This window comes from Nitrospirillum guanabarense, from assembly GCF_034653355.1.
Lineage (GTDB): Bacteria > Pseudomonadota > Alphaproteobacteria > Azospirillales > Azospirillaceae > Nitrospirillum.
Map to the genome: position 1 here is coordinate 382,375 of NZ_JAYEER010000002.1, position 19,131 is coordinate 401,505.

Annotated in this window: 8 protein-coding genes; 6 read left to right on the forward strand and 2 right to left on the reverse strand. The window is 65.8% G+C overall.

Annotation, left to right across the window (positions count from 1 at the left end; genetic code table 11):
• Positions 1–103 precede the first annotated feature (103 nt).
• A complete protein-coding gene (locus UAA55_RS08315) occupies positions 104–9,625 on the reverse strand; it encodes a hypothetical protein (protein WP_322952215.1) in 9,522 nt (3,173 codons plus the stop codon).
• Between the two features lie 1,005 nt (positions 9,626–10,630).
• Between UAA55_RS08315 and UAA55_RS08320 the strand changes: the two genes are divergently transcribed.
• Together UAA55_RS08320 and UAA55_RS08325 are read left to right on the forward strand one after the other, a co-directional pair.
• Positions 10,631–10,876, forward strand: coding sequence for a phage tail protein (locus UAA55_RS08320; protein WP_322952216.1), 246 nt, complete (start codon positions 10,631–10,633; stop codon positions 10,874–10,876).
• A gap of 65 nt (positions 10,877–10,941) precedes the next feature.
• A complete protein-coding gene (locus UAA55_RS08325) occupies positions 10,942–11,382 on the forward strand; it encodes a hypothetical protein (protein WP_322952217.1) in 441 nt (146 codons plus the stop codon).
• Between the two features lie 29 nt (positions 11,383–11,411).
• Here UAA55_RS08325 and UAA55_RS08330 read toward each other — a convergent pair whose 3' ends face one another.
• Entirely contained in the window at positions 11,412–12,668 is a 1,257-nt protein-coding gene (locus UAA55_RS08330) for a replication initiation protein (RefSeq protein ID WP_322952218.1), read from the reverse strand.
• An 864-nt stretch (positions 12,669–13,532) separates the two neighbouring features.
• Here UAA55_RS08330 and UAA55_RS08335 point away from each other — a divergent pair.
• From UAA55_RS08335 to UAA55_RS08350, 4 genes are all read left to right on the forward strand, one after another.
• Positions 13,533–14,561 (forward strand): AAA family ATPase, encoded by a 1,029-nt coding sequence (locus UAA55_RS08335; RefSeq protein ID WP_322952219.1) that lies wholly within the window; start codon positions 13,533–13,535, stop codon positions 14,559–14,561.
• A gap of 5 nt (positions 14,562–14,566) precedes the next feature.
• The gene (locus UAA55_RS08340; protein ID WP_322952220.1) at positions 14,567–15,436 is read left to right on the forward strand and encodes a ParB/RepB/Spo0J family partition protein; all 870 of its coding nucleotides are present in this window, start codon (positions 14,567–14,569) and stop codon (positions 15,434–15,436) included.
• A gap of 119 nt (positions 15,437–15,555) precedes the next feature.
• Positions 15,556–15,984, forward strand: coding sequence for a pseudoazurin (locus tag UAA55_RS08345; protein ID WP_322952221.1), 429 nt, complete (start codon positions 15,556–15,558; stop codon positions 15,982–15,984).
• 243 nt (positions 15,985–16,227) lie between these two features.
• Positions 16,228–19,113 (forward strand): glycoside hydrolase family 127 protein, encoded by a 2,886-nt coding sequence (locus UAA55_RS08350; RefSeq protein ID WP_322952222.1) that lies wholly within the window; start codon positions 16,228–16,230, stop codon positions 19,111–19,113.
• The last annotated feature ends 18 nt before the right edge of the window (positions 19,114–19,131 follow it).

Consider the following 19,131-nt stretch of genomic DNA (forward strand, 5'->3'; position numbering starts at 1 on the left):
TTGAGAGACTCAGCGCCCCTCAATCCTCTGGCACCCGCCCCTGAACGGACCGGAGAGGCTGCCCCGCATCCCCTGTCCGAACCGTCACGCCATTGCTACGCCCTTACCCCGTCAGACCCGTCAGCCAGGCGTTGACCTGGTCGGTGCTGAACGCGTGGACCTGGGCCGAGGTGAACACGCTGGCCTGGGCGGTCGTCAGGTTCGACAGCTGGTCGGTGGTCAACCCGGAAATCTGGGCCGTCGTCAGGTTCGTCACCTGGCTGGTCGTGAACTCCCGGATGTCGGCCGTCGTCAGCGCGCTGATCTGGTCCGTCGTCAGCGATTGGACCTGGGCGCTGCTGAGGGCTGCGACCTGGTTGCTGCTCAAGGCCGACAGGTTGCTGGTCGTCAGGCCGGCCACCTGGCTGGTCGTCAGCGCCTGGACCTGCGCGCTGTTCAGCGCACGGACGTCCGTGGTGCTCAAGGCCCCCAACTGGTCGGTCGACAGCGCCTTAACCTGCGCGCTGTTCAGGCCGACCACCTGGCTGCTGGCCAGGGCAGACAGCTGATCCGTGGTCAGCGCCTGGACCTGCGTCGTCGTCAGCCTGGTCACCTGGGCGCTGCTGAGGGCGTTCAGGTTATCCGTGCTGAGCGTCGAGACCTGCGCGGTGGTCAGGGCTGAAACCTGGGCCGTCGTCAGCGCCCGCACGTCCGCCGTGCTGAGGCTGTTCAGCTGATCGGAGGTCAGGGCCTGGACCAGAGTGCTGGTCAGGCTGGCCACCTGCGAGGTGCTGAGCGCCGTCACCGTGCTGGTGCTGAGCGTCGACACCTGCGCCGTCGTCAACTGGCCGATCTGGGCGGTCGTGAACTCCCGGACATCGGCGGTGGACAGGGCGTTCAGCTGGGTGCTGGTCAGCGACTGGATCTGGGCGCTGGTCAGAGCCTGGACTTGGTTGCTGGTCAGCGCCGACAGGTTGTCACTGTTGAGGCCGGAAAGCTGGGCCGACGACAGCGCCTGGACCTGGGTGCTGCTCAGCTTCGTCACCGTCGCGGTGGACAGGGCGTTCAGCTGGTCGGAGTTCAGCGCCTTCACCTGGGCCGTCGACAGGCCGGTGATCTGCGCCGTTCCCAGCGCCGACACCTGGTCGGTGGTCAGGGCGCCCACTTGGGCGGTTGTCAGACCGGCTTCCTGCGTCGTCGACAGCGCCGCCACGTTGGTGGTGCTGAGGGCCGACAGCTGGGCCGTTGTCAACTGGCCGACCTGGGTGCTGCTGAGCTCACGCAGGTCCGCGGTGGTCAGGGCGTTCAGCTGATCCGTGGTCAGGGCCTGGATCTGGCTGCTGGACAGCTTGGCCACCTGGGCGCTGGACAGCGCGTTCAGGTTGGTGGTGCTGAGACCCGCCACCTGGCTGGTCGTCAGCGCACTCACCTGGTTCGGCGTCAAGGCCTGGGCGTCCGCCGTGCTGAGGCTGTTCAGCTGATCGCTGCTCAGCGACTGGACTTCAGTCGTGGTCAGCGATGCCGTCTGGGCCGTCGTCAGGGCGCCCACGTTGGTGGTGCTAAGGGTCGACAGCTGTGCCGTGGTCAGCTGACCGATCTGGGCCGTCGTCAGTTCCTGGACGTCCGCCGTGGTCAGGCTGTTCAGCTGATCCGTGGTCAGGGCTTGGATCTGGCTGCTGGACAGCTTGGACACCTGGGCACTGCTGAGGGCGTTCAGATTATCACTGGCGAGCGTCGAGACCTGGGCCGTCGTCAGCTGGCTGACCTGAGCCGTCGTGAACTCCCGGATGTCGGAGGTCGTCAGGCTGTTCAGCTGGCTGCTGGTTAGGGCCTGGACCAGCGTGCTGGTCAGGCTGGACACCTGGGCGCTGTTCAGGGCGCTCAGATTGGCGCTGCTGAGGCCGGAAATCTGGGCCGTCGTCAGCGCCTGAACCTGGGCCGTCGTCAGCTTCTGCACCGTGTCGGTGGACAGGGCGTTCAGCTGGTCGGTCGTCAGGGCCTTCACCTGGCTGGTCGACAGGCCGCTGACCTGGGCCGTTCCCAGCGCCGCCACCTGGTCAGTGGTCAGCGCCTGGACCTGGGCCGTCGTCAGGCCGGCTTCCTGCGTCGTCGTCAGCGCCGCCACGTTGGTGGTGCTGAGGGCCGACAGCTGGGCCGTCGTCAACTGGCCAACCTGGGTGCTGGACAGTTCCCGGACGTCCGACGTGGACAGGCCGTTCAGCTGATCCGTGGTCAGGGCTTGGATCTGGCTGCTGGACAACTTGGCCACCTGGGCGCTGGACAGCGCGCTCAGATTACTGGTCGTCAGGCCGGCCACCTGGCTGGTGGTCAGCGCGCCGATCTGCGCCGTCGTCAGGGCACGGGTATCCGCCGTGCTGAGGGCTGCCAGCTGGTCGGTCGACAGCGACTGCACATCCGTCGTCGTCAGGCTGGCAACCTGCGCCGTCGTCAGCGCGGACACCGTGTCGGTGCTGAGCGTCGACACCTGGGCCGTGGTCAACGCACCGATCTGGGCCGTCGTCAGCTCACGAACGTCGGACGAGGTCAGGCTGTTCAGCTGATCCGACGTCAGCGACCTAACCTGGGCGCTGGTCAGTGCGGCAGTCTGGCTGCTGCTGAGCGCGTTCAGGTTGTCACTGCCCAGGGTGGAGACCTGCGCCGTCGTCAGCTGCCCGATCTGGGCCGTCGTCAGTTCCTGCACATCCGCCGTGGTCAGGCTGTTCAGCTGCGTGCTGGTCAGCGACTGGACCTGCGCGCTGGTCAGCTTGGACACCTGGGCGCTGTTGAGCGCGTTCAGGTTGTCGCTGCCCAGGGTGGAGACCTGGGCCGTCGTCAGCTGGCTAATCTGCGCCGTCGTCAGTTCCTGCACATCCGCCGTGGTCAGGCTGTTCAACTGGCTGCTGGTCAGCGACTGAACCTGGGCGCTGTTCAGGCTGGACACCTGGCTGCTGGTCAGCGCGTTCAGGTTATCGCTGGTCAGGCCCGAGACCTGGGCCGTCGTCAGCGCCTGCACCTGCTGCGTCGTCAGCTTCTGCACCGTGGCCGTGCCCAGCGCGCCCAACTGATCGGTCGTCAGCGCCTTCACCTGGCTGGTGGTGAGGCCGCTGACCTGGGCCGTGCCCAGCGCCGACACTTGGCTGGTGGTCAGCGACTGCACCTGGGCCGTCGTCAGGCCCGCCACCTGGCTGGAGCTCAAGGCGTTCAGCTGGTCGGTGCCCAGTTCGGACAGCTGCGTGGTGGTCAGCTGGCCGATCTGGGTGCTGCTGAGTTCACGCACGTCGGCCGTGGTCAGGCCGTTCAGCTGATCCGTGGTCAGCGACTGGATCTGGCTGCTGGACAACTTGGCCACCTGGGCGCTGGACAGCGCGTTCAGGTTGCTGGTCGTCAGGCCGGCCACCTGGCTGGTGGTCAGCGCGCCGATCTGCGCCGTCGTCAGGGCACGGGCGTCCGCCGTGCTGAGGGCGGCCAGCTGGTCGGTCGACAGCGACTGCACATCCGTCGTCGACAGGCTGGCGACCTGCGCCGTCGTCAGCGCGGACACCGTGTCGGTGCTGAGGTTCGACACCTGGGCCGTCGTCAGCTGCCCGATCTGGGCCGTCGTCAGTTCCTGCACATCCGCCGAGGTCAGGCTGTTCAGCTGCGTGCTGGTCAGCGACTGGACCTGGGCGCTGGTCAGCTTGGACACCTGGGCGCTGGTCAGCGCGTTCAGGTTGTCGCTGCTAAGGTTGGAGACCTGCGCCGTCGTCAGCTGGCTGACCTGAGCCGTCGTGAACTCCCGGATGTCGGAGGTCGTCAGGCTGTTCAGCTGGCTGCTGGTCAGGGCCTGGACCAGCGTGCTGGTCAGGCTGGACACCTGGGCGCTGTTCAGGGCGCTCAGATTGGCACTGCTGAGGCCGGAAATCTGGGCCGTCGTCAGCTGGCTGACCTGCTGCGTCGTCAGCTTCTGCACCGTGTCGGTGGTCAGGGCGTTCAGCTGGTCGGTCGTCAGGGCCTTCACCTGGCTGGTCGACAGACTGGTCACCTGCGCGGTGGTTAGGGCAGCGGCCTGGTCGGTGGTGAGCGACTGGACCTGGGCCGTCGTCAGGCCGGCGACCTGGGTGGAGCTGAGTGCCTGCAGGTTGGTGGTGCCCAGCGTCGACAGCTGGGCCGTCGTCAACTGGCCAACCTGGGTGCTGGACAGTTCCCGGACGTCCGACGTGGACAGGCCGTTCAGCTGATCCGTGGTCAGGGCTTGGATCTGGCTGCTGGACAACTTGGCCACCTGGGCGCTGGACAGCGCGCTCAGATTACTGGTCGTCAGGCCGGCCACCTGGCTGGTGGTCAGCGCGCCGATCTGCGCCGTCGTCAGGGCACGGGTATCCGCCGTGCTGAGCGCGGCCAGCTGGTCGGTCGACAGCGACTGCACATCCGTCGTCGTCAGGCTGGCGACCTGCGCCGTCGTCAGCGCGGACACCGTGTCGGTGCTGAGCGTCGACACCTGGGCCGTGGTCAACGCACCGATCTGGGCCGTCGTCAGCTCACGAACGTCGGACGAGGTCAGGCTGTTCAGCTGATCCGACGTCAGCGACCTAACCTCGGCGCTGGTCAGTGCGGCAGTCTGGCTGCTGCTGAGCGCGTTCAGGTTGTCACTGCCCAGGGTGGAGACCTGCGCCGTCGTCAGCTGGCTGATCTGCGCCGTCGTCAGTTCCTGCACATCCGCCGTGGTCAGGCTGTTCAGCTGCGTGCTGGTCAGCGACTGGACCTGCGCGCTGGTCAGCTTGGACACCTGGGCGCTGGTCAGCGCGTTCAGGTTGTCGCTGCCCAGGGTGGAGACCTGGGCCGTCGTCAGCTGGCTGACCTGCGCCGTCGTCAGTTCTTGCACGTCCGCCGTGGTCAGGCTGTTCAACTGGCTGCTGGTCAGCGACTGAACCTGGGCGCTGTTCAGGCTGGACACTTGGCTGCTGGTCAGCGCGTTCAGGTTATCGCTGGTCAGGCCCGAGACCTGGGCAGTCGTCAGCGCCTGCACCTGCTGCGTCGTCAGCTTCTGCACCGTGGCCGTGCCCAGCGCGCCCAACTGATCGGTCGTCAGCGCCTTCACCTGGCTGGTGGTGAGGCCGCTGACCTGGGCCGTGCCCAGCGCCGACACCTGGCTGGTGGTCAGCGACTGCACCTGGGCCGTCGTCAGGCCCGCCACCTGGCTGGAGCTCAAGGCGTTCAGCTGGTCGGTGCCCAGTTCGGACAGCTGCGTGGTGGTCAGCTGGCCGATCTGGGTGCTGCTGAGCTCACGCACGTCGGCCGTGGTCAGGCCGTTCAGCTGATCCGTGGTCAGCGCCTGGATCTGGCTGCTGGACAACTTGGCCACCTGGGCGCTGGACAGCGCGCTCAGATTACTGGTCGTCAGGCCGGCCACCTGGCTGGTGGTCAGCGCGCCGATCTGCGCCGTCGTCAGGGCACGGGTATCCGCCGTGCTGAGGGCTGCCAGCTGGTCGGTCGACAGCGACTGCACATCCGTCGTCGACAGGCTGGCGACCTGCGCCGTCGTCAGCGCGGACACCGTGTCGGTGCTGAGCGTCGACACCTGGGCGGTGGTCAGCTGGCTGATCTGCGCCGTCGTCAGTTCTTGCACGTCCGCCGTGGTCAGGCTGTTCAACTGGCTGCTGGTCAGCGACTGAACCTGGGCGCTGTTCAGACTGGACACTTGGCTGCTGGTCAGCGCGTTCAGGTTATCGCTGGTCAGGCCCGAGACCTGGGCCGTCGTCAGCGCCTGCACCTGCTGCGTCGTCAGCTTCTGCACCGTGGCCGTGCCCAGCGCGCCCAACTGATCGGTCGTCAGCGCCTTCACCTGGCTGGTGGTGAGGCTGCTGACCTGGGCCGTACCCAGCGCCGACACCTGGCTGGTGGTCAGCGACTGCACCTGGGCCGTCGTCAAGCCCGCCACCTGGCCGGCGCTGAGGGCGTTCAGCTGATCGGTGCCCAGTTCGGATAGCTGCGTGGTGGTCAGCTGGCCGATCTGGGTGCTGCTGAGTTCACGCACGTCGGCCGTGGTCAGGCCGTTCAGCTGATCCGTGGTCAGGGCCTGGATCTGGCTGCTGGACAACTTGGCGACCTGGGCGCTGGACAGCGCGTTCAGGTTGCTGGTCGTCAGGCCGGCCACCTGGCTGGTGGTCAGCGCGCCGATCTGAGCCGTCGTTAGGGCACGGGCGTCCGCCGTGCTGAGCGAGGCCAGCTGATCGGTCGACAAGGACTGCACGTCGGTCGTCGACAGGCTGGCGACCTGCGCCGTCGTCAGCGCGGACACCGTGTCGGTGCTGAGGTTCGACACCTGGGCCGTCGTCAGCTGCCCGATCTGGGCCGTCGTCAGTTCCTGCACATCCGCCGAGGTCAGGCTGTTCAGCTGCGTGCTGGTCAGCGACTGGACCTGGGCGCTGGAGAGCTTGGACACCTGGGCGCTGGTCAGCGCGTTCAGGTTGTCGCTGCTAAGGTTGGAGACCTGCGCCGTCGTCAGCTGGCTGACCTGAGCCGTCGTGAATTCCCGGATGTCGGAGGTCGTCAGGCTGTTCAGCTGAGCGGTCGTCAGCGACTGGACCTGGGCGCTGGACAGCGCGGCCACCTGGGTGGAACTCAGGGCGCTCAAGTTGTCGCTGCTGAGGCCGGAAACCTGGGCCGTCGTCAGGGCCTGGACCTGCGCCGTCGTCAGCTTGGCCACCGTGGCGGTGGCGAGCGCGCTCAGCTGGTCGGTCGACAGGGCCTTGACCTGCGTGGCGGACAGGCTGGTCACCTGCGCGGTGGTCAGGGCCGCGGCCTGGTCGGTGGTGAGCGACTGGACTTGGGCCGTCGTCAGACCGGCGACCTGGGTGGAGCTGAGAGCCTGCAGATTGGTGGTGCCCAGCGCCGACAGTTGGGCCGTCGTCAACTGGCCGATCTGGGCGCTGCTGAGTTCACCCACGTCGGCCGTGGTCAGGCTGTTCAGCTGATCCGTGGTCAGGGCCTGGATCTGGCTGCTGGACAACTTGGCCACCTGCGCGCTGCTCAGCGCGTTCAGGTTGGCGCTGGTGAGCCCGGAAATCTGGCTGGTGGTCAGCGCGCCGATCTGCGCCGTCGTCAGCGCCCGGGCGTCCGCCGTGCTGAGCGCGGCCAGCTGGTCGGTCGACAAGGACTGCACGTCCGCCGTCGACAGGTTGGCGACCTGCGCCGTCGTCAGCGCGGACACCGTGTCGGTGCTGAGGTTCGACACCTGGGCCGTCGTCAGCTGCCCGATCTGGGCCGTCGTCAGTTCCTGCACGTCCGCCGAGGTCAGGCTGTTCAGCTGCGTGCTGGTCAGCGACTGAACCTGGGCGCTGGTCAGCTTGGACACCTGGGCGCTGCTGAGCGCGTTCAGGTTGTCGCTGCCCAGGGTGGAAACCTGGGCCGTCGTCAGCTGGCTGATCTGCGCCGTCGTCAGCTCACGAACGTCCGAGGTCGTCAGGCTGTTCAACTGGCTGCTGGTCAGCGACTGAACCTGGGCGTTGCTCAGGCTGGCAATCTGGGTGGAGTTCAGGGCCGACAGGTTGTCCGTGGTCAGGCCGGAGACCTGGGCCGTCGTCAGCGCCTGCACCTGCGCCGTCGTCAGCTTCTGCACCGTGGTCGTGGACAAAGCGCCCAACTGGTCGGTGGACAGGGCCTTCACCTGGGCCGTCGTCAGGCTGCTGACCTGGGCCGTTCCCAGCGCCGACACCTGGTCGGTGGTCAGCGACTGCACCTGCGCCGTCGTCAAGCCCGCCACCTGGCCGGCGCTGAGGGCGTTCAGCTGATCGGTGCCCAGTTCGGATAGCTGCGTGGTGGTCAGCTGGCCGATCTGGGCGCTGCTGAGTTCACGCACGTCAGCCGTGGTCAGGCTGTTCAGCTGATCCGTGGTCAGGGCCTGAAGCTGGCTGCTGGACAGCTTAGCCACCTGCGCGCTGCTCAGCGCGTTCAGGTTGCTGGTGCTGAGGGTCGACACCTGCGCCGTGGTCAGCGCGCCCACTTGGTTGGCGGTCAGCGCCTGCACGTCGGCCGTGCTCAGGGAATTCAGCTGGTCGCTGGTCAGCGACTGAACCTGGGACGTGGTCAGACCGGCCGCCTGGCCGGTGCTGAGCGCCGAAACGACCCCGGTGCTGAGGGCGGAAACTTGCGACGTGGTCAGCTGGCTGACCTGAGCGGTCGTGAATTCACGAATGTCGGACGAGGACAGGCCATTCAGCTGGCTGCTGGTTAGCGACTGAACCTGGGCGCTGGACAGCGCGGCCACCTGGCTGGAGCTCAGCGCCGACAGATTGTCCGTGGTCAGACCGGAGACCTGCGCCGTCGTCAGGGCCTGGACCTGGGCGCTGGTCAGCTTCTGCACCGTGGCCGTGGCGAGCGCTCCCAGCTGGTCGGTGGTCAGCGCCTTCACCTGGGACGAGGTCAGACTGGTCACCTGGTTGGTGGTCAGCGCCGCGGCCTGGTCGGTCGTCAGGGTGCTGACCTGGGCCGTGCTGAGGCCCGCCACTTGGGTGGAGCTGAGTGCCTGCAGGTTGGTGGTGCCCAGGGCCGATGTCTGCGCCGTCGTAAGCTGGCCCACCTGGGCCGCACTCAACTCACGCACGTCGGCCGTGGTCAGGGTGTTCAGCTGGTCGGTGGTCAGCGCCTGGACCTGGCTGCTGGACAGCTTGGCCACCTGGCCGCTGGTCAGCGCGTTCAGGTTGGTGCTGCTGAGGCCGGCGATCTGGCTGGTGGTCAGCGCACCCACTTGGTTCAGGCTGAGCGCCTGCACGTCCGCGGTGGACAGCGCGTTCAGCTGATCCGTGGTCAGCGACTGAATCTGAGACGTCGTCAGGCCGGCCACCTGGGAGGTGGTCAGCGCGGACACATTGGTGGTGCCGATGGAGGACAGCTGGGCGGTGGTCAGTTGGCCCAGCTGGGCGGAACTCAGCTCACGCACATCGGAAGTGGTCAGGCTGTTCAACTGGTCGCTGGTCAGCGCCTGGACCTGGGCGCTGGAGAGCTTGGCCACCTGGGCGCTGCTCAGCGCGTTCAGGTTGTCGCTGCTGAGCCCGGAAATCTGGCCGGCGCTCAAGCCGCCGATCTGCGTGGCGCTGAATTCGTTGATGTCGGAGGTGCTGAGCGCGTTCAGCTGGCTGGTGGTCAGGCCCTGCAGCTGGACGGTGGAGAGCGACTGCACCTGGGCGCTGTTGAGCGCCGACAGGTTGTCACTGCTGAGTCCGGAAATCTGGGCGGAGGTCAGGCCCGAGAGCTGCGTCGTCGTGAGGGCGCGCGTGTCGGCGGTGTTGAAGGCGCCGAGCTGCGCCGTCGTCAAGAACCCGACCTGGGTCTTGCTGAATTCCTGGACGGACGAGGTGGTGAGCGCACCAAGCTGGTCCGTGGTCAGCGCCTGGATCTGATCGGAGGTCAGCGCCTGGACCTGATTGGACTTCAGCGCTTCAAAGTCATCCGTGGACAGGACACTGATGTCCGCGTCGCTGAATGCCTGAAGTTGCGAAACGCTGAAGACCATCTGGCTGGCCTGGAAGGCCGCCACCTGGGTCGTCGTTAGCGCCTGAATCTGGGTTGTCGACAGCGCGGCGACATCGGCCGTGCTGAGAGCCTGAATGTTCGCCGTGGACAGGGCGGCAATCTGAGACGGGCCCAGGAAAGTAATAGGCGAGACCATTTACAACCTCCGATCGCATCTCGTTTGAGATGCCTCATGGACGGCGCTAAACAACACCCATTTTTTGGGCGCAACCACAGCCATGTGGTTGATATGGAGAACACACCCCGGTTAACGTTTCCCTTATGGCAACGACAGCGGGGACCTCAAACGCATCCTGACGGCGTCCCTTCTGGACATCTGCCGCCTGGCACCCCGGATACCACCAAAGTGCAAACGCACCTCTGGCACACGGATAGCCTGGCGGCCACGATAATAAGATGTGAGGGCAACTTCAAGGCGTATTTTGCCCAGATGGCTAATGAAGCCCCTAAATCTTCATACCCCAAAGTGTTAACGGGACATTACCAAACGGATGATCCCACCAGTATGGGGCAAACAGAACAGGGCACCGCCCAATATCTGGGCCGCCTCTGTTCCTTCATATTCCTTCGAATAGGTCAGTCCCCGGGAACGACAACTCTGATTTGGGGCGTCGGGGACATGATAACGTTGTCCCCATCCTGGTAATGATCCGTCGATTCCCGCCCCTGATGTCCTCTGAATCGCAGTGTCTCGCGCTCCTACGGCGCGCTACTCCTGTAGCTGGACAACCCAGGCCTGCCAGACGCAAGAAATTGTCGACAAAATCGACGCGTTTTTGACCGGACTATTCCAGCGCCGGTCCCCATTCTGCGGCGCGCTTACCATAGGAAAGACATATGCGCTGTTCCAAGACCTAGGCAATTCGGCGGGGGCGATGGCGACGCGGCCGAATCCTTTGACCATCGCGATCGGAGGCTGAGCTGGCCGCCATGATGCCATCAATAGCCGGAGCGGACGATTCGCGGAGGGGGTCGCCCGGCACGGTGGCCGGCCCAGGTCCCGGCCGGCACCGGCCAAACCTTCGGCGTGGGCAGTGGATTGATCAATCCAACCCGCCGAGGCACAACATGCCAGGGCATTATCGCCCCGGACGCATCCATCTGCGGCCGAATCCAGCGCGGACCAATATCGAGGACCTTCATGGACGAACCCTATCTCGCCAGTATCATGCTGTGGCCCGGTTACTATGTGCCCGACGGCTTCCACCTGTGTGATGGAACGACGCTGCCCATTCGTGAGTACCAGGCGCTCTTCTCGCTGCTGGGCCCCAAGTTCGGCGGCGACGGCCACACCACCTTCGCGCTGCCCGATCTGCGGAAGGAAGCCCCCACGGGCTGCATATGGGTGATCGCCATGCGGGGCATTTATCTGCCGCGCGCCGACTAAGTCTCAGAAACCGTGGGAAGTTCTGACATCAGAACTTCCCACGGTCCATCCGGCACACCAGCGTCATGGCCAGCGCATCAACCACGTCCCGCGTGGTCACGATGGCGCTGGGTGTCGTTCGGCATGTTCAACTCAAGGGCCGCATGCATCATTCCGTCCGAGTAATCGGCGATGGCGTCCCGCACGATCGTGAGCACGGCTTGCGCCCCACCTCATCCCGGCAGAAGACACTGCGGGAGACGCTGGACCGGGGCTACGAGCTGCTGTCCGATGTCGAGCGCTCGGTGTTGCGGTTGGCCGCCGCTGTAACACCCGCCTTCCGCATCATGGCCTCGGTGCAAGAGGCCGCGTACGTGCCCGTGCCCGTGCCCGTGCCCGGGAAGGCCTGCACCGCGCCTTGGTGTGGCGCAAGTGATCCCGCAGGTTGGCTTTCGTTCCGACAGGAGCCCACCGCCTCTTCCGTACAAATTCGTTTTCAGCGAACCTTGAGGTCTGCCGAGCTGTAATGTCAGAACTCGGGCCTCCGCGGCCCGGGTCAGCGCAGGGCGCCCGCCGCCTCTTCCGCCACCCAGTCCACCCATTTGTGGATGTTGCTGGCGGCCGAAGCGGCACGCACTTCCGGCGCACCCAGTTCGCGGGCCCGCTTGTATAAGCGGGTGCGCACGTCCAGCGGTTCCGCAGCCAGGCGGTCGATCAGCCCCTGGTGGGTGCCACGCGGTGCCGGCAGGACCGGCGCTGGTGCGGCCACGACGACGGGTGCCGCCTCCCCCGCCAGCTTGCGCACGAAACCGGCGAAGGCCAAGTCGGCGTTACGGATCTTGCCCGTCTGGCCCGACGCCCAGCCCGCCCAGCGGTCCAGCGCCGTATCAATGTCGGTGCCTGGATATTCGGCGCGCAACTGTTCCAGCGCCGTGTCGCTGACCCGCCGCTTCAGTCCCAGTACGGACACAGGACGGTCGCGGTCGGTTTTGCCATCCTCCAGATCCACGGTGTCGGCATCGCGGGCGCCCGCCACGAAGCCGCCCTTACCCACCGGGCCCACGGGATCGATGGCGAATTCCGTGGCGCGCGCGACCGAGGTCAGAGCCGTACGTTCCTTCTTGCGAATGGTGAAGCACAGGGCCACCACCGGCCGGCCGCGCGAGGGCGACCGCATGGGGGTATAGCTGCACTCGATGGCCGACAGCTCATTGACCTCGCGCACCGCGCGCTCCAGCACCTCGCGCTGCAGGATACCGAAGTTCTTATTCGCCGAGGTGTTCTTGACGCTCAGCAATTGGCGGAAGGTGTCGATATCCACCTCCCAATCCGGTTCGCGCAGGTTGACCCGCACGCTCAGCAACTCATACAGCGCCAACGCGTATTTGGAACTGAAACTGGTGCACACCGCCAGATGGATGCGCGCCCAGGCCGACGGTTCAGCCAGGGCGGGGCGCAGTTCCGCCGGGAAGGACCATTCGGCGTAGCCTTTCCCCTTGGGCAAAGCGCGGAAACTCAGCAATGGCGCGCCACCCTCCTTCACCTCGCCATCGGAGCTGAGGTAGGGGAACTCCACCCGCACGGACATCAGCCGGTCGAAACAGCTTTTCAGGCGGGCGTTGCTGTGCTCCGTTTCTTCCCCGATGGCGCGCTTGAGATCGGCGGTGGCGGCGCGGAAGGGTGGCAGCGCCGCGGTGGCGTCAGCCAGCTTGTCCCAGCTGTGCGCCAGGATGACATTGAACAGCTTCTTGTCGGACAGGGTCAGGCCGCCACCGGTCTCGATGATCTCGATGGTGCCACGCGGCTTGGGCACGGTGGGATCCGTGTCCAGGCGGAAGGGGTCCCCCGTCGCCTCCGGGCGCCTCGCCGGCGGTTTTGCTGCGTTCCTGTTCATGCTGTGCAGTCGACCAGCAGCACCACACAGAGTCAACAGGCCCCCCACGGGTGACGACAGAACACACAGAAAGACGGCGGCGGCCCTCACAAACTGGCGACAAAGCGCATAGAGACCTGGGCAACTTCCGCCCAGGTGACGAGAAAACGCACAGAAATGGGCCCCTCCCCGGGGAAATCGGCCTTTTGTGGCCAACGACTCCGCCTCATCGTCCTCCTGGCGAGAAAACACATAGAGAGAGCGAAAAAGGGCTGGCGAGAAAACACATAGGGAAGGACGCCGCGCCGTGGCGGGGATTAGCGTAATTAACTGATATCATTATATTATTTCAGATTCATCGAAACCTTTCCCAGCATGGCGGGAAAACGCATGGAAACAACTCGGCCGACCTGAAGAGAAAACACATGGAAAAGGGTCGCGGCATCCACCACCCCGTCCAATCGGATCGCCCCCGTGAGCCTGGCGAAAAAACGCATAGGAAACAGGCCGCTGGCGACAGCTCACACATAGACGGCGGACAAAACACATGGAGAGCGGCGACAAAGCGCATCCAAACTCGGGACAAAGCGCATGGGGACGCCGATTAACATATTGAAACTGAATGAATTTACGGCTCTTGAACAAGAACAACGTGAATTTAGGAAAGAGTCAGACCAGGTCCATTCCAAGGATTGGATTGGAAAGAAGGATCAACCATCAACCATCAACGTTGTCGTTGACACTTGATGGTCCCACTGTCAGGTTCTGACGTCAGAACCGGGCTTGAGAGCGAAGGATGGGGCGATGAACGGCGATCGGATGCGTGAGCTGCGCCAGATGCTGCGGCAAAGCCAGGGCGATTTAAAGGACATGTTGAACCAGCGGCTGTCCCGCTCCTACGACAAGCCCAAAATCAGCCGGTGGGAAAACGGCAAGGAACCCATCCCCGACGATGTGGCGGCGGAGCTGGAGCAGATCGCCTCGCACAAGCCGCGCAATGCCAGGGTTTTCGTGCTGGCCAACCAGAAGGGCGGCGTGGGCAAGACCACCAGCGCCCTGAACCTGGCCTATGCCCTGGGCCAGTCGGGGAGCCGTGTGCTGCTGATCGACATGGATCCGCAGGCGACCGCCACCGTGGCCCTGCTGGCGGACGCGGCGGTGGAGGTCTATCGCCAAGGCCGTACCATGGCCCACGTCATTCTGCAGAACCGCAATATGGCCGATGCCATCCTGAAGCCGGGCATGGTGGAAACCGCCGTGCCCCTGCCCTTCGATCTGGCGGCCAGCCATATCGAGCTGTCGGAAACCGATGGCCGGCGGGAGCCGGGCTTCGACGCCGCCCTGCGGGAGGCGGTGGACACGGTGCGCGCCGGCTATGACTTCATTGTCATCGACGCCCCGCCCAACCTGGGCATGTTGACATGGATGGCCCTGGCCGCGGCGCAGGAAGTGCTGATCCCCGTGCGCACCGAGCCCTACGACACCATGGGGGTGGGCCTGATCCTGAACACCATCCATAAGGTGCAGCGCCGCCTGAACCCGGGTCTGCGCCTGTCCGGCATCCTGCCCACCCAGTTTGGCCGCCGCAAGTCGGTGGACCGCGAGGTGCTGGCCCATCTGGTGACGGCGCTGGGCGAAAAGGTGCCGGTGCTGGAAGCCGTGCCCGACAGCGCCGTGTTCGGCCACGCCGCGCGCAATGGACGCATCGCGCTGGAGGCGTCGCCCACCTCGTCCGCCACCGCGGTTTATCGTAAGCTGGCGGACTGCATCATTTCCGGCCGGCCGCTGGCCCGCGCCGATATCGACCTGATTCCTGTTGAGAGCGAGGCGTAAGCGCCATGACGGTGAAGAAACGACCCTCCCCCATCCTGGGGGCCGCATCCGCCATGATCGGCGAGGCCTCCGGCGAACTGGTGATGTCGCGCGACAGCCGCTTCCACCACAGCATCGAGTTGCAGGTCGACCACATCGCGCCCGATCCAGAACAGCCGCGCAAGCTGTTTTCGGAGGAAGAGCTGGACGGCCTGGCCGCCAGCATGGCGGAACAGGGACAGCTGCAGCCCATCCTGGTGCGGCGCAACCCAACGGATCGCGGCCATTGGGTCGTCGTGGCGGGTGAGCGCCGCTGGCGAGCGGCGCAGCGGCTGGGCTGGGGCGTCATCCTCGCCATCGAACATACCGGCGATCCGGAAGTGCTGGCGCTGATCGAGAACCTGCAGCGCGTGGATCTGACCCCGGTGGAAGAGGCGCGGGGCCTGAAGCGCCTGATCGACGGCAAGGGCTGGAGCCAGAACCAGGCGGCGGAAGCGCTGGGCAAGACCAAGGGTGAGATCAGCGCCACCTTGCGCATCCTCAGCCTGCCCGAAGACATTCTGGATGGAGTTCTGACGTCAGAACTGGGCCTGTCGCGCAACGTGCTGGTGGAACTGTCGCGGGTGGATGAGCCGGCGGTGCGTGAGCGGCTGATCCAGTCGGCGCGCAGCGGCACGCTCAGCATCCGCACCATCCGCGCCGCCAAGGCGCAGGACGCGGTCCCGGAGGTGCTGGAGGGCAAGCCGTCCACCGGCATCACCGCGCCCGGCGTGAACCTGGCGTCGGTGGAGCGGCTGGTCAGCAACCTGCGCTCCCTACGGCCCACGGCGCTGAAGGACAAGGACCGCGAGCGGCTGCGGGCCTTGCGCGCGGCCATCGACGCGCTGCTGGGCTGAGAGCCGTGAACCAAAATCATTGCGCCAGCGCAAAGACGTGAGCGCTACACCGTCGTAGGGAAGGGGCGGGACCGGGTGATGGACCTGGTCCCGCCTTATTTTCATGACGGAGAGTGCAAATGCGGTCCCTTCCCCTGGCGCTGGTGGCCCTGATGACCCTGGCGGGCCCGGCCTTTGGCGCAGAACATGTCGTCAAGATGCTGAACAAGGGCGCCGACGGCATGTTCGTGTTCGAGCCAGCGCTGGTGAAGATCGCGCCTGGTGACAAGGTGACCTTCCAGTCCGTCGACGCTGGTCATAATGTGGAAAGCATTCCCGGCATGCTGCCTGATGGCGCCCAGGCCTTCACCGGCAAGCCCAACGAGTCCGTCACCGTCACTTTCGACAAGCCGGGCGTCTACGGCTATCGCTGCAAGCCGCACTACGGCATGGGCATGGTGGGTGTGGTCGTGGTCGGTACGCCCACCAACCTTGACGCCGCCAAGGCGGTGCCGCAAACCGGCAAGGCTAAGGCCGCGTTTGAGAAACTACTGGCCGCCGCCAAGTAAGACGTTGGAAATATAGGAGAAGCGGCAGGGGATATGCTCCCCTGCCGCTCACTCGCCGGGTGCATGACCCAACCCCGCTCCCTAAAGGAGAACGTCTAGGTCGGGATGTTATCTCTTCCGAACCTCTTGCCCGGGTTGACCCACCTCGCCATATAATCATATGATAATACTATGGCAGGGAGGTACGGGGCCGCCGCTGATGATCAGCGGACAGGCCCGGACGGCCAGAGGGACAACGACAATATGACCAGCACACCTGAACAGATCTCGGTTTCCGGAACCGGGGCGCAGGCCAGCCCAATCGATGAACGCGTGATGCCGCCGGACGGGGTCGACCGGCGCCGCTTCCTGGCCGCCACAGGCGGCGGCGCTTTGGCTTTGGGGCTGGCTGGTGGCCGTACGGCCCTGGCGGCCAGTCCGTCGGCGCCCATCAACCTGGCGGTCATGGCCCGCACAAGCTGCTCCAACCGGTCCAGCGGCACGCGCCTGGCGGCCATCAACACCAACGCCGCCCCCACCAACTCCAAGGATGATACCGAGGGCGCCTTCGCGACGGAGCCGCATGCCGGTCCCGCCTGGATCGAATACAGCTGGGACGTGCCGGTGCGCACCAACGCGGTTGACGTCTATTGGTGGCTGGGCGGCTGGAAGGGGGCCTTGCCCACCGGCTGGCGGGTGTCGGCCTGGGATGGCAAGCGCTTCGTACCGGTGCGCAACGCGCAGGGGCTGGGCTTGGCGCCCGACGCCTATAACCGCACCACCTTCGATCCCATCACCACCACGCGGCTGCGCCTGGACATCGATCCGGCGGCCAAGGCCTCCGTCGGCGTGCTGCAGTGGCGGGTGTGGAGCCATGGCGCCGTACCGGTGTTCCCGCCCTTGGTCACCGCCGGTCAGGACCGAGCCGTGGTACTGGGTGGGCAAACCTACCTTGACGGCAGGGTGCGCACCCTGGACGCCGCCCCCGGCGCGGCGGCCCTGTGGCACAAGGTCAGCGGGCCGGGTGGCGTCAGCTTCGCCGACGCCACCCGCGTCGACACCACCGCGCGTTTCTCCGCCCCCGGCGAGTACGTGCTGCAACTCAGCGCCAAGGCGGACGGCAAGACCACCCAATCCACCCTGAAGGTGCGGGCGGAAACGCCGCCGCCGGACGAACGGCTGGACGTCGTCTACACCACCCCCTACGCCATCGACAGCCCCCTGTGGTCGTCCCGGGCCAAGGCCCTGATCACCCGCTGGATCCCCCACTGCATCGACTATTGCGAGCGCACGGACCTGAAGATCGGGCAGGGGGGCCTGGACAATTTCATCGAGGCGGCCAAGGCCCTGCGCGGGGAGCCGCACGCGGCCCACAAAGGCTATGTCTTTTCCAACGCCTGGGTGCACCAGACGGTGGAATCCATGTGCATCGCCCTGATGGTCGACCCGCAGGACGACAAGGAGATCATCGCGGCGCAGGACCTGATGCGCCGCAAGCTGGGGGAATGGATACCCGTCATCCTGGCGGCGCAGGAGCCGGACGGCTATCTGCAAACCGCCTACACCCTGGCCGACCGCGCCAAATGGCCGGCGCGCTGGTCGCCGGAGCAGCGGGGCAACCATGAGGGCTATGTCGCGGGGTATTTCATCGAATCCGCCATCAACCACCACACCCTGACGGGCGGCAAGGACCTGCGCCTCTATAACGCGGCCAAGAAGCTGGCGGATTGCTGGGTCGCCAACATCGGCCCGGGCAAGAAGGACTGGTTTGACGGGCACCAGGAGATGGAGCAGGCGCTGGTGCGCTTCGGCCGCTTCGTCAACGACATGGAAGGGCAGGGCCACGGCGACGCCTACATCCGGCTGGCGCGCTTCCTGCTGGACAGCCGTCGCGGCGGGTCGGAATACGACCAGAGCCATCTGCCACCCGGCCGGCAGTACGAGGCGGTGGGCCACGCCGTGCGCGCCGTCTACTTCTACTCCGGCATGGCGGACATCGCGGCCGAAACCCGCGACATCGATTACCAGAGCGCCGTGCTGTCCCTGTGGGACAACATGGTAAACAAGAAGTATTATGTCACCGGCGGCGTGGGCAGCGGTGACACGGCGGAGGGCTTCGGTGAGAATTACGCCCTGCGCAACGACGCCTACTGTAAATCCTGCTCCAGCTGCGGCCTGATCTTTTTCCAGTACAAGCTCAACATCGCCTATCACGACGCCAAGTACGCCGACCTCTATGAGGAAACGATGTACAATGCGCTGCTGGGTTCCACGGCGCTGGACGGCCAGACGTTCTGCTACACCAACCCGCTGGTGGATACCGAACGCACCACCTGGCACGTCTGCCCCTGTTGCGTCGGCAACATCCCGCGCACCCTGTTGATGGTGCCCACCTGGGCCTATGCCAAGGACAAGGCGGGCGTGAACGTGAACCTTTTCATCGGCAGCCGGGTGAACGTGGGCGATGTCGCCGGCACGGCGGTGGAGATGGTGCAGAAGACCAACTACCCCTGGGAAGGGGCGGTCGCCCTGACCGTCAACCCGGCCAAGACAACATCCTTCGCCGTGCGCATCCGCGTGCCCGATCGTGCCACCAGCGCCCTTTACACCGCCACGCCGCCGGTGCGCGGGCTGGAGAGCCTGACGGTGAACGGCAAGGCCGTGCAGTACCGCATGGAAAAGGGCTATGCGGTGGTGGAGCGGGAATGGACGGCCGGTGACCGCGTCGACTTCGTCCTGCCCCTGGCCGTGCAGCGCGTGACGGGCGACGACAAGGTGGAGGCGACCCGGGGCAAGGTCGCCCTGCGCTACGGCCCGCTGGTCTACAACGTGGAGAAGGCGGACCAGCTGTCCATTGACCAGCCGCTGGCGGCCACGCCGGTGACTGCCGAATGGCGGCCCGACCTGCTGGGCGGCGTGGTTGCCCTCAAGGGCCAGTGGCAGGATGGCACGCCTATGCTGGCCATCCCCAACTACGCCCGCATGAACCGTCTGCCATCGGCGGCCGGCGGCGTCGGCGGCACCGACTCCGGCATCAACTACGCCATCGGCGCCCAAGGCCAGGTGGTGGCCGCCGATACCACCGGGGAACCGGAGGGGCAGAGCCGCGGCCACGCCCGGCATTCGCAGGTGTGGATCGCCGTGGCCTAATTCCCAAGACGGCGGGGA